This window comes from Bacteroidota bacterium, from assembly GCA_039111535.1.
In the GTDB taxonomy this organism is placed as follows: Bacteria; Bacteroidota; Rhodothermia; order Rhodothermales; family JAHQVL01; genus JBCCIM01.
Map to the genome: position 1 here is coordinate 26,139 of JBCCIM010000022.1, position 20,678 is coordinate 46,816.

A 20,678-nucleotide genomic window follows, 5' to 3' on the forward strand; every position below is an offset into this window, starting at 1 on the left:
CTTGTGTCCGATTATCGGTTTATATGGATCCTGCCAGGATTCTGCTGCGCGCCCTCGAAACGGGTGCTGCAATCAAGGTAAACTATACCCATAGGTTTTAGAAGATCAGCGGCCTATGTCGTAAACGCCCGGGTGCCTGCGCATTTATAGTTGAATTTATCAATTATCATCTGAACCATTAGGCATCCACGCTCGGCACACACATCATGTACTCAAAAATTTCCATCTTTTCCTTTTTCATTCTACTTGGCATACAAAGCTGTAAATCACTTGAACCAGTTACCTGGATCCTCGAACCCACAATCGACACCAGCGAGATATGGGACACAAACAAGGATCCAAATGAACCCGTGCTTTCACTGAACTGTGTTAACACGTTCGGCGCAAATCACTTGATGACCGGCCTGGCCGGCTTCAAAGAACCTGCAACCAATTTAGACCGGTTTATGGCGCGGCTGATTGTAGATTGCGTTGAACATATCGAGTTTGGCGGCAAGTATCTTCACCGCCCGATCGACAATCAGAATCCAACCGTACTCACAACTTACCTGTCTTTCAGGACCGGCTCTTCTGAGCAGCCTATTGACCTGGAGTCTGGGCAGCTGCCGATTGGACTTGCAGTCACCCACACCAACAATAATTACGTCAAGAACTTGCAGTTTCTCTATGTAACAGAAAATCAGGGTATCCTTTCTGATTACACAGATCCAGATTACACAGCCGAAACGATTACCGATTACCCGGCTTATCCCCGGCTACAGCTTGTTGGCACAAACCCCCATGTAACCTTCCTGCAATGCGGTTCGCAGGAAGTAATGACGGGTATCCGGGTTCGACAGAATTCGAACAATGGGAAGATCAGGATGGTGGGTATACACTGTCAGCTGTTGCGCAGAGACGAAAGCGCTACACCGGAGTCTTAATAATTTAATAGCGCCCGGCCCATTTTACTGCAAGCAGCGTAACTCCCCGAGGGTTGCGCTGCTTTTTTATGGGGTACCATTTTACGTGAGGCACACACCCAATTATTGAGGCACTTTCTTTTTCCTTAGGATCTTTTTGTTTGTAGATTGGCGTTCTTTACAACAACGCGCCGTATTTCTTCAGATAAATTGATACATGAACTACCTGAAAAGCTTGCTACTGTTTGCGTTGCTCCTGCCAGGATACGCGTTCGCACAGTCTCCCAACATAGATGTTTTGCACTACGCCTTTCACCTGACACTGACTGATGAGAGTAATAACATCACCGGGCGCACCGCCGTCACCGTCAAATTCACGGCATCAAACGTGGGCTCTTTTGCGCTCGACTTGATTGGCATTGATGGCTCGGAGCGTACAGGCATGCGGATAGCTTCCGTGACGCACAACAAGGAAGCACTTGCTTTCGATCACACAGATGACCGCGTAACAATTACCCTTCCGGCGCCCGCGAACAAAGACGATGAGCTAACCTTTATGATTAGCTACACAGGAACGCCGGCTGACGGCTTGTTCATCTCCAAAAACAAATACGGCGAGCGCACCTTCTTTGGCGACAACTGGCCCAACCGGGCACGGCACTGGCTTCCTTCAAATGACCATCCATCAGACAAAGCAACGATGGAGTTTATTGTCACTGCCCCAAACCACTACCAGGTTATTGGGAGCGGAGTTATGATTGAAGAAAGTGACTTGCTCGATGGCAATCGGCTGACCCATTGGTCTACCAAGATCCCGATCCCTACCAAAGTAGCGGTCATTGGTGCCGCGCAATTCGCAATCCAGCACGACGAACCCTACAACGGCTTCCCGATCCAGCACTGGGTATATCCCCAAGACCGCGAAGCCGGCTTCCACGACTTTGGCGTCACGCACGATATGATGAAGTTCTTCGAGGACAACATCGGGCCCTATTCATACGAGAAACTGGCCAATGTTCAGTCGAAAACCCGCTATGGCGGTATGGAAAACGCCAGCAACATCTTCTACAGTGAGAACTCAATAAGCGGCGAACGCACCAACGAAGGCCTTGTGGCACATGAAATAGCCCACCAGTGGTTTGGCAATTCAGCAACTGAATCGGACTGGCAACACATCTGGCTCAGCGAAGGGTTTGCTACCTACTTCACGCAGTTGTATATGGAGCACGCTTATGGGCGTGAGCGTATGGTCGAAGGCATGGCAAGAGCACGTCAATCTGTACTCGGCTTTTACAACAGGGTGCCAAATGCACCGCTCGTAAACCCGACAATCACGGACCCCAATCAGCACCTGAACTCCAACAGTTACCAAAAAGGGGCGTGGGTACTACACATGCTGCGCCATACCATAGGTGACGACGCGTTTTGGGCCGGCATCCAGCTCTACTACAAATCGCACCGCAACAGCAATGCCTCCTCGGCCGACTTGCAGCGTGCCATGGAAGCAGCCTCCGGCTCAGACCTAACCTCTTTCTTCCAACAATGGCTTTACCAGCCGGGCCAGCCGATGATCGAAGCCAGTTGGACGTACAATGCAAACAAAGGAGAACTGGCCCTGACCGTTGCGCAAACCCAGGACGGCCCCTTGTTCAAAACACCGCTGGAAATTGGCATCTACAGGCCTGACGGTTCTATGTCCTTAACCACGATGATGCTGGAAAAGAAAACAGAAACCGTGGCAATCCCGCTTAAAGCAGCACCGGCATCCGTTGAACTGGACCCGAAAACCTGGTTGCTGGCCGGCATCACGATCAACGAACAGTAATCCGTTGAATCCAGAAATTGCCCTTTACACCCTCGACCTCATTGGCACCTTTGTATTTGCCGTTTCGGGGGCACTCAAAGCAACCAAATACGACCTCGACCTGCTTGGCATCATCGTGCTTGCCATCTTAACCGGGGTAGGCGGCGGCATTGTGCGAGACGTATTACTGGGGGCTACACCGCCGGCGGTTTTTCAGGATGAGCTATTCCTGATTGTATGTGCGCTCGGAGCCTTGCTTGTATTTCTTGCCTCGTCCCACATTGAGCCCTGGTGGCACCGCATGATGATTGCTGATGCCATCGGGCTCGGCGTATTTGCCGCAATTGGTGCATCTAAGGCGCATTCATTCGAACTTGGCCCGCTGGGCATCATCATGATGGCTGGCCTAACGGCGACGGGCGGCGGCGTCATCCGAGACATGCTAGTCCGAGAGATTCCTGCTGTAATTCAAAAGGACTTCTATGCCACTGCGGCACTTGCCGGCGGGTTATCTTTTTTGCTGATGGGCGCCCTAGGATTCGGCCCCACCACACAGCTTATCACAACAGCACTCATTACAATCGGACTGCGTTTCTTTGCCATGTTCTCCCGGCTAAACCTGCCGCGTGCTCGAAAAAAACCCGGAGCCGGATGACAACTCCACACATCCGGCCCAGGGTCGAGGGGAAAACTACCTTACAAGTACCAGTTTGTGTGTATGCCGGCCTGCAGGAGAAGTCATAACAAAAAAGTAGATGCCATTGGCCGCCGGCGCTCCAGCATCCGTTGTGCCATCCCAGACCAACTCAGCAACGCGGCCATTTACCGAAGCCGGACGAAGTAGCGCAACACGTTGCCCCATCGTATTGAAAATCTCAAACGTGACCGCTTCAAAATCCACCACTTCAGGAAAGGTCACTGTGATGGTTACATGCGACACAAACGGATTTGGATACGCATCAATATTGACGGACATCTCTCCTGGCACTTCATCATCAACAGAAGTAACCAGTGCTGTTTCGTCTTCACATTCATCCCCACAGGGTTCTTGCTCGTTCACGCCGGGCTCCAGCGCCAGAAACGCGGTATACAGCGAAATTACGCGGGCTCCCAGGCTAAACTCGATGATGTCCACAATGGTATTGTCATCTTGTTGACGCTGCTCCAACGCGTCGATCTGATTGCCTGTCCAATACGCTACCAGCGTGCTGTCCGACGTTGATACTTCTTCACCCACGATATCAATTTGATTCGAGAATGGTTCAGCATCAAAAACACCCGAGGCCTGAATAACAAACGGTGTATCACCAAGATAACGGCCAACCTGGGTAACTGCTGAATGCAAGGGAATAACATCTGCAATCTGGCTGGTTGTATGGGTAAAGCGGCCGTACGTAAAGCCGCTCTGCAAGCTCGCGTAAAGGTCGAAAGCCTCAACGCCTCCGTCAGCGCCGGCTAGCAGTTCGCGTGAAAGGGTGGAAAGGGGTTTGCCATCTCGGATCGTCACAAATTGACCACCGCTTTCCCGGGCCAAAGCAGCGTAAAGCAAGCTATTACCCGCATGAAAAATTCCATTATCACGGGTTGTTGTCAACCTGTCATTAGCAAGATCTGCAAACAGCATCACAGGCAGCGGCTCGGGTGCACTCAGCGCAACCAAATCAGCCATCAGCCGGTCGGAAACCTGTTTATCCCCCAACGCATCCGTACTGGAAATCACAAACAGACTGCCTTCTACGCCCAGGTCATTCACAAAGGCGATACCGTTTGCCAGCATGGCCGGCAGGTTGGAATAGTTGGCAAGAACGGTCTGGTCGAGGGTATCAAACACCCCATCGATGGCATCAGGCGTTGCCGGCAGCCAGGTTTCGCTTGCGCGTCGTATATCAGCCTGGGAGTAGATTACAGTAAATTGGTCCGTTGGCGCGAGGTTATCTTTGAGCGCCTGCCGCAAGATGAGCAGCATTTCTTCCAACGCAACGGTGGTACTGGCAGTACTGAAGTCGATCAGCACAGCTACGTTCCGCTGAGGATTGCCATCGAGTGAAAACACGGCCGGTAAATAGGCAAGCTGGTAAAATCCGTCTTCTTCAGTATCCAGGTTACTCATGAAAACACCGGACTCCAGGGGGGCTTCAAAAGAAAGTGTCGTTAATCCCTTACGCTCAGAAGGCTCTAGTTGCATGCGATGATACATACCAAAACCCTCGTCACTAAGCGTTTCCACAGTGACATCAGGACGTTCCAATAAGCGCGGTGCGGTCCAGTGCTCACCCGGCCAGGCGAGAATATTTACGGTTTCAATTTCATGCCGGGAATCCTCCAACCAGTCGAACGGCAGCGGAATATGCATATCGGTGAGCGTCCAATCTACCGGAACCAGATAGGTCAGCTTTACCTTTCGCGGCATGTCGTTTCGCATGGGAAACACGCGAAGTTCATACTGGGTCTGGTTTTTCTTCGTAAGCAGCGATGGATCACGATTCCGGTTGACAATTCCCTCATAAATCTCTGTTGCTGTCCAACGGTCGATGAGTTGGGCGCGCATGATTTGATCCCCTACCCACAGCCAGGAATCAGTCATAATAGCGTCATCTGGCAGCTCAAATCGAAATTCAACCTCCAAATTTTCAGCCCCGCTGAAAGCTGCACCGCGTGACGAAAACGTCAGGTAAACACCTACCTCTGCGTAAATTCCTTTTGGCCTAACAGAAAAAGTAGCCTCTTCGATCGTGCCAGGACGTTGATCCCAATTACGTTGGGGATTAAGTACCATCAGATGGTTATAGTCTGATTGGGCAAACACCGGCACGGTTAGCACCGTCATTGTTAGCAGCGCAATGGTTAGCGCCGGCATCAGCAGCGTGCGTATAAATTTTTTCATGGAATTCAGGGTGAACACGTGATTGGGTACATCAACCGGCCTCCTGTACCCTGTAGATTATTTTTACACCTGCTTCTGACGTGTACACAATACACCCTCAAAAACGGTTAAAACAGGCTAATTTGGCCGCATATTTCTTTATTTCCAAAGGCTGTGCCTGAATATGCAATCCACATCATCCTGTAAGATTTGCAGTGAAATTGATGGGTAGAAATACGATATTCTTATATCCCGCAGCATAACAAACAGCCACCCATGTCCTACCGCCGCCTGGTACCGATTGTCTGCCTGCTCGCGCTTCTTGGAGCTGCAGCTTTTTACTGGACGCAGCCGGCGCCTGTCCAATACAATGCAGACATACGCCCCATCTTCAACAACAAGTGCATCGCCTGCCACGGAGGGGTCAAACAATCGGGTGGATTCAGTGTGCTTTTTGAAGAGGAAGCCTTCCAGCCAGCTGAGAGTGGCGAACTTGCGATTGTGCGCGGCAAACCAGACGAAAGCGAACTGATTCGACGGGTGAACCATGCCGATCCCGAGGAGCGGATGCCGGCAGATCATGACGCGCTTTCAAACGATGAAATCGAAAAACTGCATGACTGGATTGAAGCCGGCGCAAAATGGGAAACGCACTGGGCCTACATCAAACCCGATCGCGATATCGAGCCGCCCAACATGGGCAACGACTGGGTTAAAAACGGCATCGATGGCTTCACCCTCGAAACCCTGCGGGCCAACGACCTGAAGCCGGCGCCCCAGGTATCTCGGGAAAAGCTCATCCGCAGGGTAACCCTTGACCTCACAGGGCTTCCCCCAACGCTTGACGCCGTTGCCAGCTTCACAACAGACACCAATCCTGATGCATACGAAAAAGTTGTGGATGCACTGCTTGCCTCTCCGCGCTTTGGTGAGCGATGGGCAAGTATGTGGCTTGACCTCGCACGCTACGGTGACTCGCAGGGCTACCAGAAAGACCCACGCCGCATTATCTGGGCCTACCGCGACTGGGTGATTACGGCCCTCAACAACAACATGCCGTTCGATCAATTTACCATCGAGCAACTGGCCGGCGACTTGCTCCCCGACCCTACCACCGACCAAATCCTGGCCACGGCCTACCACCGCAACACAATGAGTAATGACGAGGGGGGCACGGACGACGAAGAATTTCGGGTCACAGCTGTACTCGACCGCGTCAACACTACTTTTGAAGTCTGGCAAGGCATCACCATGAGTTGCGTGCAATGCCACAGCCATCCCTACGACCCTTTCAAACACAAAGAGTACTACGAGCTATACGCCTTTTTCAACAACACAGCTGATGCTGATAAAGGCCATGAAAAACCATTGCTACGCGCATTTAGCCCGGCACACCGGGATGAACTGGAAAAACTTATTTCCTGGTTCGAAAAAAACTGTGCTATAGATGTAAACGAAGCAGAAAAGGATAATCCAGCAACCTCGCTTGTTGAACGCTATGACCGCATCATTGCCATAAGCGAAGATCCTGATGCCCGTTGCGCCAAAGCCATGGAGCTACCAAACTGGCAGGAACGGCTTGCCAGACTAAAATCGCTTGCGCCTCCCAAAACGCCCGTAATGCGCGAGCTCCCGCCAGATAGCAGCAGAACATCACAGCTTTTTGACCGGGGTAACTGGCTGGTATTGGCCGACACGGTCCAACCGGGCGTGCCGGCTTCGTTGGCTCCCATGCGCCCAGCATACCCGTCGAACCGACTTGGGCTCGCACAGTGGCTTGTTGACGCTGACAATCCCTTAACTGCCAGGGTAATAGCAAACCGTTTTTGGGAGCAAATATTCGGGATCGGCATCGTCGAAACCCTTGAAGACTTCGGTTCACAAGGCGCCCAACCAAGCCACCCGGAATTACTCGACTGGCTGGCGGTAGAATTTCAATTTGAACTCGACTGGGATATTAAGGCATTGCTCAAAACGATTGTGATGTCGGCGACTTACCAGCAAGACAGTGCGGTTTCGCCTGATCTGCTCGAAAAAGATCCAGCAAACAGGTTGCTGGCGCGTGGCCCCCGCTACCGCCTGGGCGCAGAACAAATCCGAGACCAGGCGCTGGCTGTTGGCGGGCTCCTGAGCGAAAAAATGTATGGTCCAAGCGTCATGCCCCCCCAGCCGGCAGGCACATGGCAAGTCATTCGTAACGTGATGCGCTGGGAAAACGCCAAAAACGAAGATCGGTACCGCCGAGCGCTCTACACGTACTGGCGGCGATCCAGTCCATACCCTTCCATGATTTCGTTTGATACGCCAAGCCGTGAATTCTGTGTTTCGCGGCGTATCCGTACCAATACGCCTTTACAAGCGCTGGTCGTGCTCAATGACACGGTTTACGTAGAAGCAGCTGTTGGCCTTGCCCAGCGCATGCAACAGGAAGCCGGCCCTACGCCTGCTGAGCAATTGCATCACGGCTTGCAACTGGCCCTTGCTTACCCACCGTCCGAAATGCAGCACAATACCCTCGAGACTTTTTACAACAACACACGCGCCCACTACGACCAGCACCCGGAAGCAATTACCGCGCTTGTGCCGGATACTTTATCCCAAGAACCTGCAACAGCTGCACTGATCAACGCCGCCAACGTCATCCTCAATCTGGACGAATTCCTTAATAAACCGTGATGAACTACTTCGAAGAGATTATTGCTCGCCATCAACGGTACCTGACACGCCGGCACTTCCTGCGTGACGCAACACTCGGACTCGGGTCGATTGCACTGGGCTCAATGATGGGATGTCGCACCGATACACTTGACACTGCTGATACGGCGCGGGACATGAGCCGGCCGCTGATGACGCGGGCTGCACATTTTGCGCCCAAAGCCAAGCAAGTCATTTTCCTGCACATGGCCGGCGCGCCGTCACAACTGGAGCTTTTTGACTTCAAACCAGCGCTGCATCAATACGATGGGCAGGATTGCCCCGACTCGTTTCTTGAAGGCAAACGGTTTGCCTTCATCCAGGGCGTCCCCAAACTGCTCGGACCGCAAACGAGCTTCAAACAATATGGAAAATCTGGCGCATGGGTCTCTGAACTATTTCCCCATTTCGCCGAAGTAGTCGACGAGGTCGCATTCCTCAAAGCCGTTCATACGGATGAATTTAACCATGCGCCGGCGCAGCTCTTTATGCATACGGGCAGCCCTCGTCATGGCCGACCAAGTATTGGCTCGTGGGTAACGTACGGTCTTGGCTCAGAAAACCAGAATCTACCCGGTTTTGTCGTGCTGGTCTCAGGACAATCAGCACCGAGCGCCGGCAAAAGTGTTTGGGGGAGTGGATTCTTGCCTTCCGTTTACCAGGGTGTGCAATTTCGGTCTCAGGGCGACCCGGTACTCTACGTATCGGACCCCAATGGTATCGACCGCAGCGTTCGAGAAGAAGCCATTGCCACCATCAACAAACTCAATCACATCGAGCACGAAACCATAGGCGATCCGGAGACGCTATCGCGGATTTCACAGTATGAAATGGCATTCCGGATGCAGATGACGGTGCCCGAAGCAATGGACATTGCCTCAGAAAGCGAAGCAACCCACGCTGCGTATGGCACGGCGCCAGGCAGCACATCTTTTGCCAACAACTGCCTGCTTGCCCGCCGCCTGGTAGAACGGGGGGTACGGTTTGTTCAGCTATTTCATCGCGGGTGGGACTCGCATGGAAGCAACGAATTTGAAGCCCTCGAAGGCGGCTTTCTAAAACGGTGCGAAGAGGTTGATAAACCGATGACCGCGCTACTGCGCGACCTGCGCGAACGGGGCCTGCTCGAAGAGACCCTCGTTGTCTGGGGAGGAGAATTTGGCCGCACCCCCATGCGCGAAAACAGGGGAGGCAAGGTGGCGCCGTTTAACGGCAGAGACCACCACAGCGAAGCCTTTACCATGTGGATGGCCGGTGGGGGTGTCAAACCGGGCATTACGTACGGCGAAACCGATGAACTCGGCTACTACGGGGTTGATGGCCAGATCCATGTACACGATTTACAAGCAACTATCTTACACCAGATGGGCTTTGACCACGAACAACTCACGTATCCATTCCAGGGCCGGCCCTTCCGTTTAACTGATGTAAGCGGCAAGGTAGTCAACCAGATTCTGACCTAAACCTGCCGGTCAGCTTATGAGCAACGGAATGCTTTCCTTATTTGCCGTCCTTTGCATTGTCACACTGGTTTTAGCCAGCCAGTAGTGGTTGCTGAAGACCCGACGTGGCCGTATACTTCTATACCGATTACCTTTAGCAACACAGCGCCTAACATCCGGGGGCTTGCTTCCGGGTACGCTTATGAAGCGCTGCCGTATTGACACATCAAGCGTATGAAATCAGCAACCAAATTTGGCACTTTCGAAGAACTGATTGCTGCTATACCCGCCGACCTGCAGGCAATCTGCACTTCACTAAAAGAAGTAATTCTGGATCTGCACCCAGAAACCGTAGAAGTTGTCAGACTAGGGGATAACGCTGCTTCGTATGGGCTCGGTCCGAAAAAAATGAGTGAAGCCTATGCGTATATCATGCCCAGAAACGGGTATGTAAACCTCGGCTTTTTCTATGGCGCCATCCTGAGTGACCCGGATGGTTTACTGGAGGGAACGGGCAAGAAACTGCGCCATGTAAAAATCCGTAGCCTCGCGCAGGCATCAGACGAAGCTACCCAAACGCTCCTTCGCGAAGCAATTGCAGAACGAAGGGCAACGCTGGGCCGATAGCCCAGACGCGATCAGGCATTACAACAGATCGGCCACATCATCCCACACGGGCATGGCATCCTGCGCGCCGCGGCTGCGGACGGCAAGACTGCCGGCAGCACACCCCAACCGGGTTGCTTCAACAAGCGACCAACCGCGCGCCAATCCAACACCCAATGCAGCGGTGAATGCATCGCCGGCCGCGGTTGTATCTACTACAGGCGCCTTAGTCGCTGCAACGTGGTCAAACACATTGTCAGTGTCGAGTACATACGCCCCTTCACTGCCCATTTTTAACACCACCCGCTGTGCGCCCTGGTTTTTCAGGTAGCGCGCAGCCTGCTCAGCTGTGGAGCGGTCCTTGATCTGTATTCCGCTTAAAACGGTTGCCTCGTGCTGGTTGGGTGTAAACACATCCACGTGGTACAACAACTCAGGCAGGCCGGCATCTGGTACCGGGGCGGGATCCAGGATGATGGGCACGCCGGCCGCTTTGCATGCATGTATGGCTGCAACCACCGTTTCAAGGGGAATTTCGAGTTGCATCAACGCCACGCCAGCGGACGCCAGCAGCGTATCAAATGCCAATGGGGGTGGGAGCCTGACTGCTCCGTTAGCACCAGGCACAACGGTAATTGCGTTTTCACCCAGAGCATCAACCTGAATCAGCGCCACACCACTTGCGATATCTACACGGCCAACATGGGTTGTATCAATCCCTTCATCTTCCAGGCCGTCTCGCAGCTCATTTCCAAAATCGTCTGCGCCAATCGCGCCAACCATGTGGACTTGTGCCCCCAATCGGGCAGCTGCAACGGCCTGGTTTGACCCTTTGCCCCCAGGCACAGTAACAAAGGTGTGACCCATCACGGTTTCACCGGGGCCAGGCATTCGGCCGGCTTGCACAACCAGATCCATGTTTATGGATCCTATAACCAGGATCTTTGCTTCATTCATGTTGCAGTGCGCCTCCAGGGGAATGATACCCCGAAGAAAACACGCCTCGGGGCAGGCTTATTTATCAGCTTCCTGCAAAGTAGTGCTTTGCTGCCTGAGTTTCTCGTCGATGGCCTCGTTTCTTTTTTCCAGATCAGAAATAAGACGACGCAATGCACCCGTATCTTCTTCTTCCCGGTGCTGGATATCCCTCACCACCATCAACATCCCCATTTCGTCATCCGCCTGATCGCGTAAAACATGGATGGAAGACTCGACACGGCTTTCTGTGCCATTCAACTGAAGCAAATAATGCGTCCCCGTCCAGTGGCCCTTCTCGGCCAGCACCCGGTATGCTTTTTCCCGTTCTGCCTCATTTTTCCATACACTGGTGTATAGATCTTCCAACCGACAACCCATCGCCTTTTTATTGAACAGATTGTACCGTTCGATGGCTGCTTTATTGAGATAGGTCACCTGTAGATTTTGATTTGTGATAACAACCGCGTCTTTCATTTGGTTTAGCACGTCCGCTTTGAATCGGTCCCATTCGCCGGCGCGATGCTGATCGGTCACATCCACAAAGGTGCAGACCAAACCTTTGTCTTGCTCACCAAAACTGTACGGCTGTACCCGGATTTTATACCAGCGGTCGTTGGTGCTGTAGGCTTTGCGTTCGATGGCCGTTTGCGACCGGGCAACAGACGCGACCGCTTTGGGAAAATCCCAATGGAACGGAGAAGCAACGCTAGAAATGGGCCGGCCAATATCTGATCGCGTCAGGTTGAGCAGGCTGCCGGCTCCAGGTGTAAACATTTCCACCCCTCCATTTTCGTTAAGGAGCACAAACCCGATGCCACTATGGGCGATAATCCCTTCAAGATGCGCATAGGCATTTTGCAGTTGTGTACTCTGATTTTTGAGGTCTTTGTTGGCCCGAAGAATGCCATCTTCCATGTCCTTTAGTGCGGCATGTTCAGCCTGGATCTGGTCTTTTTCGAGAAGGGCCTGGCGCAAGCCGGTCTGTAGCTTGTGGTTTTGATCGACCAACTCGTCGTGTGCGGTTTCATACTCCTCGATCGTGAGCCGTAGCCGCTCTTTGGTTTCGAACAGTTCTTCCTCCAGATACCGGGTTAACGGCATAACTTGTGGCGTTGCTACATCTGATGGCGCCGGCATGGCTGGCGAAGCAGCCGGCTTCCGCGTTGCTACGGCCGTATCGCGTCGGCGATACAATCCGTGCTGCACATCCAGCTCTTCAAAAAGTGTAGATAGTTTTTCGGACCGTACTGTAGGCTCCAACATAAGGTAGCCACCGGGACGCAGCCGGCTGTAAAACGCCTGGATCAGTTTGTGTTGGATGTCGCTATTTCTGAACAACAGTGGATTGCGGCAAACCAGCAGATCGAGATCTGAAAATGTGGTCGCGTCATCGGTTTCGTTGTGCACAAAGCGAACGTGGCTCCGAATTTTCTCGTTGATGCGGTATCCATCCCGTGTTGCTTCAAAAAAGTGATCGAGACAAAACGGCGAAAGGTCTGCCGTAACCAGGTGCGGGTAATAGCCACGCCGCGCCTGGTTGAGTGCGTTTTTGTCTTCATCATTCCCAAGAATACGAACGGGTACGCGGTGACGATTCCGCTTCATCATCGCCTCCACCAGCATCGCAAGGGAGTAGGCTTCTTCACCGGTACCACATCCCGTCACCAAAATGCGCATCCCAGCGTCATCACCAAGCCGGCTACCCGGTGCTTTTAGGAGCGCAGGCAATACAGCGCGCTCCAGTTCAAAGTACACATTGGGATCCCTGAAAAAGTCTGTAACCCGAATCAGCAGGCTGCGACGTAACGCTGGCAGTTCAGCCGGGTTATGCGCCAGTACCGTTTCATAGGTAGCAAGATCGTCCACGCCATTGAGTCGCATACGCCAGGCCAGGCGACGCAGCAGCAGCGTGGGATCAAGCTGACATATGTCGATCCCTGTTGCATCCTGCAGGGTGTTCAGCAGGCTACGCAGGCCATTGCCTTCGCGCGCCAGATCTGCATCCAGCTGTTGCTTTTTATCCTGCGGCCAATACGAATCGGTAAAACCAATGAGCTGCGCGACGATCGAAACGTCGGATACAGCAAAGGTATTGGGTTTGGAAACCAGCTTAAAGCCGGGCTCCCACTTCGTCGGTGCCTGCGACGAAGAAACTTCAATCGTTGAGTTCATCTAAGAGGTGTATGCTACGGCTAACGGGATTGCCGAGGGGTAGAAGGGTGTCGAAACGAGGTAAATGATTTGTAGCCTGAGTGGCTCTACAAACAGAATCCGGGGAAGTGCTAGAGGATCTCTGTTTCAGAAATTTGCGCTACTACCGCCGACTATGAAGGAAGGTTCCAATATCTAACAACGCCGACCAGCTCCCTGCATATCTACATGAAAATACTGCACTTACGAACCAGGGACCTGACACAATAGCAGGTTATGCCGGCCAGGTAGCCTCCAGAATGCGTATCCAGTTTTCTGATCCGATTTTCCTCAGGGCAGCAGCAGCATATCCACGCTCACCGAGCAGCGCCATCAGCCGGGGCAGGCCAGTTACATCGCCGAGTTCATTTGGTACCGTAGCCCCGTCAAAATCAGACCCTAGTGCAACGTGATCGATGCCCATTCGCTTCACCATGTAATCGATGTGACGCACCAGATCATCAAGCGGGGTATCTGCATTTTGCTGCCCGTCTGCACGCAAGAATCCGACATGATAATTGACCCCTACAATACCGCCTGATTCCGCGATGGCATCAAGTTGCTTGTCTGTTAAGTTACGCGGCGAGGGACTTAGTGCATGGACACACGAGTGGGTTGCTACCAGCGGGTGCGTACTATACCGCGCAACATCCCAAAATCCTTTTTCATTCAGATGGGACATGTCGATCATGATACCCAGCGCATTACAGGCCCGAACAAGGTCGACGCCGGCCACGGTGAGGCCCTCTCCTTGGTCCGGGGAACCAGGAAAAGTAAACGGTACACCATTGGCAAAAACATTGGGCCGGCTCCACACCAGGCCAAGCGAACGCAAGCCGGCTTCGTAAAGCACATACAGGGCATCCAACCCCTCATCAATGGCTTCCGCGCCTTCGATATGAAAAATCATGGCAAGCGCGCCGTTGTCAAGAGCGCTATGCAATGCATCGAGGGTGCGCACAACTGCAACATGACCGTCAGCAGCAGCTTCGATCTCATACATGATCCGCGCCATAGCCATCGTTTTTGACAACGCATGATGCAGATCCACCGGATGGCGCGCTTTTTCCAGGTATGCCTCGAGCAAAGCAGGATCGCTGCCTACTGCCGGCTTCGCGCCAACATTTGGGGGCGGCGTAAACATTGCGAAAAAACCACCGATCAACCCACCTTTACGTGCACGAGGTAGATCGATGTGTCCAATTGTCGATTCCTCAAAGAAAGAGCGCCCCTGCCCCCTGTGCTGCTCGAGAAGATTGAGCAGGGTATCGTTGTGCCCATCGAAAATTGGAATATTTTCGGCCATAAGTCCGCATAATTTATAGGATGAGCGGGTAATATAAGACAGGGTGAATTGGAATTCTCAAGATGGGACCTTTCAAGCCATGGGGCAGTATAGGGCCCCTTACAGCATGATTTGCTGTCTTGAACACGTCAAAAGCTTGTTGCCTGAAGGTGATCAGATAAATGGCCTCTTCAGACAACAAGCTTTTCTCCTTTCATTCCTAAGCATATAATTACAGGTAGCGCAATGGCAGCTGCAAAAAGTGGTGATACAGTACTTGTCCACTATCGCGGTGAGCTCGAAGATGGCTCAATTTTCGATCAGTCAACAGAAGACGATCCATTACAGTTTACTGTTGGCAGCGGCATGCTGATTCCGGATTTTGAAGCAGCCGTACTCGATATGGAAGTAGGAGATGCAAAAACCATTAACATCGAAGCTGCCAACGCTTACGGTGTTGTACGGGAAGACCTGATCATCAGCGTAAACAGGAGTGAATTCCCGCCACACATCGACCCACAAGTTGGACAGCAACTGCAACTCACCCAGCCAGACGGCAACCCCCTCGTTGTTAAAATCAGCGAAGTCTCAGACGAAGCTGTCGTGCTTGACGCCAACCATGTTTTGGCCGGCAAAGACCTTACATTCGAAATCAAGCTGGTTGATATCGTAACAGGTGAATAACAGCTTACGGGCTACCCATCGGCTTTGTCAGATGGTGTAGCGCTGCAAGCGCCAGCGTTGTCGCCAACAACGGATCGTTTTCTTTGTTTGGCGCACCAAGCGGATTCATGTACGAACCGTCTACGCGGACGTGTGCGGCCAACAGGTTGTGCATTTCAGTGCGCTTTCCATCGGGCCATCCAAACGTCGCATACACTTCCGCCCGAACCGCCAGGTGGTAAAAGAACATCACTTTATCCCAAGCCGCAGGCGTATCTTGTGGAATGCCTGCGGGATAGGCTAGGGTATCATGTCGTGCAAGCCAGCTTAACGCATCCTGTACCGCCGGCGCATCGTGGTTAACACCCAACGCATGGAGTGCCAGCAAGCCGTCACAAGTGGCTGTTGCATAACCATGGAAGACGGCAACACTATCAGCTTGCGTCACTTCGCCTTTGTTGGCCAGAAACACTGCTGGTGCATAGTGGAAGCCGCCATCATAGAACAGCGTGTCAGCGCTGGCAAGCCAGTGTCGATTCTGGAGTTGCGCGAGAAATGCGCTGGCTGCATCCCGGTCATATGTGCCGGCGCTTGCCCGCAAGGCCTGAAGCACCCGACGCGTGTGAGACAAGTCGACGTGCCCAACCTGACCATACACCAAACGCTGCTCTCCAAATCCCCAGCCCCCATACGCAGCGTGCCCAGCAGTAATACCGCGCGACCCGGCAAATTGCTGGGCACGCAAATACGTCTTCATTTGGCTAATACGATCTTTGTCGACAGGATCGCTCATTGCTGTAAGGACGCGCAATCCGTAAGACGTGGCGTAGTTGGGATATTCCAGCAACAAAGGATCTGAAAAACCCAGGGCGCCAGCTGAATTGATTTGCTCCCGCATAAAACGTAGCGCATCCGCAGTAGCTACTTTTTGGGTGCGGGATGGTGATCGCGCTACTTCAAGGAGATGATAGAGGAGAAACGGCGTATAGGCAGCCCCTCCTTTTAATAAACCGTGGGTACGGCTGTGCCACCCGCCATCATCAGCCTGTTGCGTCCACAGATACGCAGCGGCCCGTGATTTGAGTTCAAGGGCTTGATCATATTCAGGAAACAACGCCGGCTGCTTTGGGTCGGCGCAACACAATAAAAAAAGCAGGAGGAGCGGCAAGAAAGCCACTCCTCCGCTTTGAAACACATATATGCCCTCAGCCCTCATTAGTCTGCCTGCTGCACAAGCAGTTCGCGATCACGGTCGGCCAGCATCGCCATAATAACCGCAGTTGTGCAAAAAACCGGACTCGTAATGCAATGGTGACCGGCCCAGCTTCCGTCTTCGTTCTGGATTCTGGCCAGCAGGTTATGTAAGCGAGCATACCACATTTCCCAATCTTCACCCCCCGTGACCACAAGAGATTCGCTCGTCATCATATGGCTTAGGAATTCTTCGCCACCGTTGTTGCCAAATCCTTTCAGAACTTCGTCATCCTTGAGCATTTGCCGCGTTGCTACATTTTGGGCATAGGCTTCTTCAAGCCGTTTTGCCTCTTCAGCATCGACACCCAGTTGCTCAAGGGCCTGGGGGCTCATGATTACATCCTCATCGAGCCGACCATCGCGTTTGCCTTGTTCAACAAGTTCTTGTGCCTTGCGTGCTTCTTTCGCTGTAGCGCGCTGGTTACTTGTAATGGTGTACAACGAGATTCCTGCTGCGCTTTCCGTTTTAACGCTGCCGGTCTGTGCATCCACATTACTTTTCTGGTACGCCCGCGATCTTTCGAGTACTTTTTTATCTATTTCAACGCCGGCTTCATCAGCAAATTCCAACGCGTTGTTTGCCATAGCAGACTGCAATACAGCAGCCCAACCACCCCGATCATTCCAACTGCCGTCGGCACTCTGCGCGGCTGCCAGTTTATCCAGACAGGTCTGCAACACGGCGCGTACGCGGTTTTCGAGTACAGGACGGTCATCCAGCGTTGGCAAAACACGGGTAAACAGTTGAGCAGCCATCGAAACGTCGATGTTTTGACCGAGTTTGGCCTGGGGTTGTGTCCCTGATATGGATGTAATGCTGGGCCCCTCTTTCGGGTGCGCCTCAACAAGTTCTACCATAAACAACAACGCTTTTTCGAGGTTTTCGCTGTACGGGCCCTTGTCGAGTGTATTGCCGGCACGGAGCAACGCCATCGCAGAAAACGCTGTTGTTGCAGGATCTACCTGCACTTCGCGTGGGTCACGGATGTCTTGCCGCGCGTGCGCGCCGGCGCCCCACCCACCATTGTCAAACTGCGCTGCGACAAGCCATGCAAGGCCACGCTCAACAAAAGCCGGCATAGGCTTCACATCTTCGTCTGGATGAATAAACGTAACCGGAGAGACGGTATGGGTGCCAGGTTGCCCAGCAGGCTGTGTAACAGGAAATGAAGCAGGGGTTAGGGGCGAAGACACCAGGTCGTAAGAAGTAACAATCTTTGGGCTATCCACAGCGCTCCATACGCCAAAGGAAGCCACAGCAAGCCCAAGGCCCGCCAGAATTAAATGTGCTGGTTTCATAAGATGCACCGATCATAAGTTTGTGAATATCGGGGCCGGGAGAATTGTATTTTCCTGATGATGTGTTCTTCCAGGAAATGAGTGCACGTACCAACTCTCGCATCAAAGTCTTCATACATGCTTCCAAAAGAAGTATCATGTTAACGGTGCCAATGCGACGAATATTGCTCAAAAACGGAACGTATCCCAAAAAAATCTGTTGTCAGGGGCGATCTAGTTGCACATAATTCGCATGATTAGTATCGACTGTGCCTGGTTGCAAATCCGTTCAGGCAGCAACTGGAAACAGAAACCATTTCGTTTCACATGTCAAAACTTCTGGCTTATTTATTTTTACTTGCAGCCTTTGTACTTCCCCAGGAAGGGCATGGACAGGTACTAAAAAAAGCATCGACAATCCCCGGGGGAGATTTTGCGCTCAGCGCTGCTCCAGCCGTTTACATGGATGGCGGCACCAACGATATAGGGCTCTTTCTTTACGGTCAATACGGGCTTGGCAGTAACACCAATTTTCGTGTGCGTGCGGGCTTTTTTGAGGCGGACAATTACATCGGGGGCAACTTTGAATGGACCTTGCGCCGAAGTGGGCCATCTTTCACGTTCTCACTCGGCGGCCATTACGTTAATGACCCAGCAGCCGATGTGACATTCAACTTAACGGTACCATTGAATAAAAACGTCGACCTGTACGGCGGACTCGATGCCGACCTTATTGTTGATGACGACCCCGACCTGCCACTGTGGACCTTCCTTGGCTTTTCCTACAGCGTTTTGGACCACGTTGATGTCCTGCTAGAATTCAACGCAGGAATTGTTGAAATTGCACCACACATTCTCTCGTCAGGTTTTGTTTTTTATTTTTAATTGACGACTTTTGAGAAATTGATCCTGCTTCCTACACACGATCATTAGTGCAGGAGATAGAGGGGAACGGACCGGAATGATCTGACGGGAAGCACACCCCACTTTGTGTACGATGGAAAGACGTAAGTTTATCAAAAAATCCGCGCTTGCCGTTACGGCAGGCGGACTTGTCGCCGGATGTAGCAGCGAATCCACCGGCAGTGCCGATGCGCCCGCTATCATAACCCAGCCAAACCTGCGCTGGCGGCTTATCTCAAGTTTCCCAAGATCGCTGGACACCATTTTTGGAGCAGCTGAGGTTTTTTCTCAGCGCGTGCACGCCCTCACGGATGGGCGATTCGACATACGTGTGTACCCTGCCGGCGAAATTGTACCCTACGACCAGGTACTGGAATCGGTACAAAAAGGTACCGTACAGATGGGCCATGCGGCCAGCTACTACTTCAAGGGAAAAAATCCGGCGCTGCCTTTCGACTGTAGCGTTCCGTTTGGCCTTACAGCCCGGCAACAGAATGCCTGGATGTACCACGGAGGCGGACTCGAGCTTATGCGAGAGTTGTTTAGCGACTTTAATGTCGTCAATTTCCCCGGTGGAAATACTGGCACACAGATGGGCGGCTGGTTCAGGAAAGAAATCAACGGACTGGCAGATTTGCGTGGGTTGAAAATGCGCATCCCGGGCCTGGGTGGCGAAGTGATGGATCGACTTGGCGTGGGCGTTGAGCAAATCGCCGGCGGCGAAGTGTACCCCGCGCTCGAACGAGGCGCGATCGATGCCGCAGAATGGGTTGGGCCGTACGACGATGAAAAACTCGGCTTTTACAAAGTTGCCCGCTATTACTACTATCCGGGATGGTGGGAGCCAGGCCCCGCATTGACGTTTTACATCAACCAGGATGAATGGGCCAAACTACCCAAGGTTTACCAGGAAGCCGTGACAACAGCTTCCACAGCAGCCTCTACGGCAATGCAAACAAGCTATGATGCCAAGAACCCACCAGCGTTTGCCCGGCTATTGGCAGAAGGCGTACAGGTCCGTCCTTTTCCGGCAGACATGATGGCTGCAGCTGAAAAGCATGCATTCGAAATTATGGAAAGTCAGGCAGCATCCGATGCTACGTATAACAAAGTCTTCACTGCTTTCAAGGAATTCCGCGAACAGTCTTATCGATGGTTTGCCGCAGCAGAGAATACATATGCTACTTATGCCTTTCGGGACAAGCTTCCTGCTACATGATTAAGAAAAACATCTGCGTTTACTGTTCATCCAGCAATTTACTGGACGACATTTATTACCTCGAAGCCCGACTGCTCGGCCAGCTTATGGCAAAACAGGGCTACGGCCTTGTTTATGGAGGCGGCAATGTGGGATTGATGGGGGTTATCGCAAAAGCCGTACATGAAAGCGACGGCTATGTGTATGGCGTGATTCCTCAAGCCCTCAAAGACCGTGAAGGCGTCGCCTACGAAATAGCTGACGAGTTGGTTGTTACTGATTCGCTTCGAGAGCGTAAAGCCCTGATGTTCGATAAATCCCAGGCCTTTATCACATTGCCTGGCGGCATAGGCACGCTGGAGGAATTGCTGGAGACCTTAACGCTAAAACAATTGGGCTACCACAATGCCCCAATGGTGATTGTCAACACCGACGGATTTTACAATTCTTTGCTTGCGTTGCTCAGCGAGCTTCTTGAAAAGCGGTTTGTCAAAGCCTCATTCCCGGAGCTGTTCACTGTTGTAGAAAACGTGAGAGAAGCCATGGTGTACATCAATTCGACGTTTGAGCCAATCTCAACGGACGGAAGCGCCTAGCGCCTACTCTGCTTGCAAAGAC

General features: G+C 52.5%; 16 protein-coding genes. 10 read left to right on the top strand and 6 right to left on the bottom strand.

What is annotated here, in order from left to right; genetic code table 11:
• Positions 1-206: 206 nt before the first annotated feature.
• From AAF564_05785 to AAF564_05795, 3 genes are all read left to right on the top strand, one after another.
• On the top strand, positions 207-923 hold the full coding sequence (locus tag AAF564_05785; GenBank protein MEM8485037.1) for a hypothetical protein: 717 nt from the start codon (positions 207-209) through the stop codon (positions 921-923).
• A gap of 196 nt (positions 924-1,119) precedes the next feature.
• On the top strand, positions 1,120-2,727 hold the full coding sequence (locus AAF564_05790; protein ID MEM8485038.1) for a M1 family metallopeptidase: 1,608 nt from the start codon (positions 1,120-1,122) through the stop codon (positions 2,725-2,727).
• Between the two features lie 4 nt (positions 2,728-2,731).
• Complete coding sequence (locus tag AAF564_05795) at positions 2,732-3,361, top strand: trimeric intracellular cation channel family protein (protein MEM8485039.1); 630 nt, start codon at positions 2,732-2,734, stop codon at positions 3,359-3,361.
• A gap of 36 nt (positions 3,362-3,397) precedes the next feature.
• On the opposite strand, the gene AAF564_05800 is transcribed toward AAF564_05795, so the two are convergent.
• Positions 3,398-5,590 carry a VIT domain-containing protein gene (locus tag AAF564_05800; protein MEM8485040.1) on the bottom strand — a complete coding sequence of 731 codons (2,193 nt, stop codon included), beginning with the start codon at positions 5,588-5,590 and terminating at the stop codon, positions 3,398-3,400.
• 255 nt (positions 5,591-5,845) lie between these two features.
• Between AAF564_05800 and AAF564_05805 the strand changes: the two genes are divergently transcribed.
• From AAF564_05805 to AAF564_05815, 3 genes are all read left to right on the top strand, one after another.
• Positions 5,846-8,245, top strand: coding sequence for a PSD1 and planctomycete cytochrome C domain-containing protein (locus AAF564_05805; GenBank protein MEM8485041.1), 2,400 nt, complete (start codon positions 5,846-5,848; stop codon positions 8,243-8,245).
• Positions 8,245-9,726 carry a DUF1501 domain-containing protein gene (locus AAF564_05810; GenBank protein MEM8485042.1) on the top strand — a complete coding sequence of 494 codons (1,482 nt, stop codon included), beginning with the start codon at positions 8,245-8,247 and terminating at the stop codon, positions 9,724-9,726. Before AAF564_05805 ends, AAF564_05810 begins: the two co-directional genes overlap by 1 nt.
• Positions 9,727-9,939: 213 nt before the next feature.
• Positions 9,940-10,332, top strand: a complete 393-nt coding sequence (locus AAF564_05815; GenBank protein ID MEM8485043.1) for a DUF1801 domain-containing protein — start codon at positions 9,940-9,942, stop codon at positions 10,330-10,332.
• Between the two features lie 18 nt (positions 10,333-10,350).
• Here the strand turns inward: AAF564_05815 and rbsK are convergent, their stop codons facing one another.
• The 3 genes from rbsK to AAF564_05830 form a co-directional block, all read right to left on the bottom strand.
• Positions 10,351-11,268, bottom strand: coding sequence for a ribokinase (rbsK, locus tag AAF564_05820; GenBank protein ID MEM8485044.1), 918 nt, complete (start codon positions 11,266-11,268; stop codon positions 10,351-10,353).
• 57 nt (positions 11,269-11,325) lie between these two features.
• Entirely contained in the window at positions 11,326-13,461 is a 2,136-nt protein-coding gene (locus tag AAF564_05825; GenBank protein MEM8485045.1) for a CheR family methyltransferase, read from the bottom strand.
• 253 nt (positions 13,462-13,714) lie between these two features.
• Positions 13,715-14,785, bottom strand: a complete 1,071-nt coding sequence (locus AAF564_05830; protein ID MEM8485046.1) for a dipeptidase — start codon at positions 14,783-14,785, stop codon at positions 13,715-13,717.
• Between the two features lie 225 nt (positions 14,786-15,010).
• Between AAF564_05830 and AAF564_05835 the strand changes: the two genes are divergently transcribed.
• Positions 15,011-15,448, top strand: coding sequence for a peptidylprolyl isomerase (locus AAF564_05835; protein ID MEM8485047.1), 438 nt, complete (start codon positions 15,011-15,013; stop codon positions 15,446-15,448).
• A 4-nt stretch (positions 15,449-15,452) separates the two neighbouring features.
• On the opposite strand, the gene AAF564_05840 is transcribed toward AAF564_05835, so the two are convergent.
• Together AAF564_05840 and AAF564_05845 are read right to left on the bottom strand one after the other, a co-directional pair.
• Entirely contained in the window at positions 15,453-16,595 is a 1,143-nt protein-coding gene (locus tag AAF564_05840) for a hypothetical protein (protein ID MEM8485048.1), read from the bottom strand.
• Between the two features lie 47 nt (positions 16,596-16,642).
• Positions 16,643-17,980 (bottom strand): hypothetical protein, encoded by a 1,338-nt coding sequence (locus AAF564_05845; GenBank protein MEM8485049.1) that lies wholly within the window; start codon positions 17,978-17,980, stop codon positions 16,643-16,645.
• A 306-nt stretch (positions 17,981-18,286) separates the two neighbouring features.
• On the opposite strand from AAF564_05845, the gene AAF564_05850 reads away from it, so the two are divergent.
• The 3 genes from AAF564_05850 to AAF564_05860 all read left to right on the top strand — a co-directional run bounded on the left by AAF564_05850 (position 18,287) and on the right by AAF564_05860 (position 20,656).
• Positions 18,287-18,844 (top strand): hypothetical protein, encoded by a 558-nt coding sequence (locus AAF564_05850; GenBank protein ID MEM8485050.1) that lies wholly within the window; start codon positions 18,287-18,289, stop codon positions 18,842-18,844.
• Between the two features lie 112 nt (positions 18,845-18,956).
• Positions 18,957-20,081, top strand: a complete 1,125-nt coding sequence (locus AAF564_05855; protein MEM8485051.1) for a TRAP transporter substrate-binding protein — start codon at positions 18,957-18,959, stop codon at positions 20,079-20,081.
• Positions 20,078-20,656, top strand: a complete 579-nt coding sequence (locus AAF564_05860; protein MEM8485052.1) for a TIGR00730 family Rossman fold protein — start codon at positions 20,078-20,080, stop codon at positions 20,654-20,656. The genes AAF564_05855 and AAF564_05860 overlap by 4 nt, the downstream gene beginning before the upstream one ends.
• Positions 20,657-20,678: the final 22 nt, after the last annotated feature.

What these genes read in the sequence shown, in the direction of transcription:
- AAF564_05805 (MEM8485041.1), top strand. Translation starts at nt 5,846, where the DNA reads ATGTCCTACCGCCGCCTGGTACCGATTGTCTGCCTGCTCGCGCTTCTT.
- AAF564_05830 (MEM8485046.1), bottom strand. Translation starts at nt 14,785, where the DNA reads ATGGCCGAAAATATTCCAATTTTCGATGGGCACAACGATACCCTGCTC.
- AAF564_05855 (MEM8485051.1), top strand. Translation starts at nt 18,957, where the DNA reads ATGGAAAGACGTAAGTTTATCAAAAAATCCGCGCTTGCCGTTACGGCA.
- AAF564_05790 (MEM8485038.1), top strand. Translation starts at nt 1,120, where the DNA reads ATGAACTACCTGAAAAGCTTGCTACTGTTTGCGTTGCTCCTGCCAGGA.
- AAF564_05845 (MEM8485049.1), bottom strand. Translation starts at nt 17,980, where the DNA reads ATGAAACCAGCACATTTAATTCTGGCGGGCCTTGGGCTTGCTGTGGCT.
- rbsK (MEM8485044.1), bottom strand. Translation starts at nt 11,268, where the DNA reads ATGAATGAAGCAAAGATCCTGGTTATAGGATCCATAAACATGGATCTG.
- AAF564_05850 (MEM8485050.1), top strand. Translation starts at nt 18,287, where the DNA reads ATGTCAAAACTTCTGGCTTATTTATTTTTACTTGCAGCCTTTGTACTT.
- AAF564_05825 (MEM8485045.1), bottom strand. Translation starts at nt 13,461, where the DNA reads ATGAACTCAACGATTGAAGTTTCTTCGTCGCAGGCACCGACGAAGTGG.
- AAF564_05860 (MEM8485052.1), top strand. Translation starts at nt 20,078, where the DNA reads ATGATTAAGAAAAACATCTGCGTTTACTGTTCATCCAGCAATTTACTG.
- AAF564_05815 (MEM8485043.1), top strand. Translation starts at nt 9,940, where the DNA reads ATGAAATCAGCAACCAAATTTGGCACTTTCGAAGAACTGATTGCTGCT.
- AAF564_05835 (MEM8485047.1), top strand. Translation starts at nt 15,011, where the DNA reads ATGGCAGCTGCAAAAAGTGGTGATACAGTACTTGTCCACTATCGCGGT.
- AAF564_05785 (MEM8485037.1), top strand. Translation starts at nt 207, where the DNA reads ATGTACTCAAAAATTTCCATCTTTTCCTTTTTCATTCTACTTGGCATA.
- AAF564_05800 (MEM8485040.1), bottom strand. Translation starts at nt 5,590, where the DNA reads ATGAAAAAATTTATACGCACGCTGCTGATGCCGGCGCTAACCATTGCG.
- AAF564_05810 (MEM8485042.1), top strand. Translation starts at nt 8,245, where the DNA reads ATGAACTACTTCGAAGAGATTATTGCTCGCCATCAACGGTACCTGACA.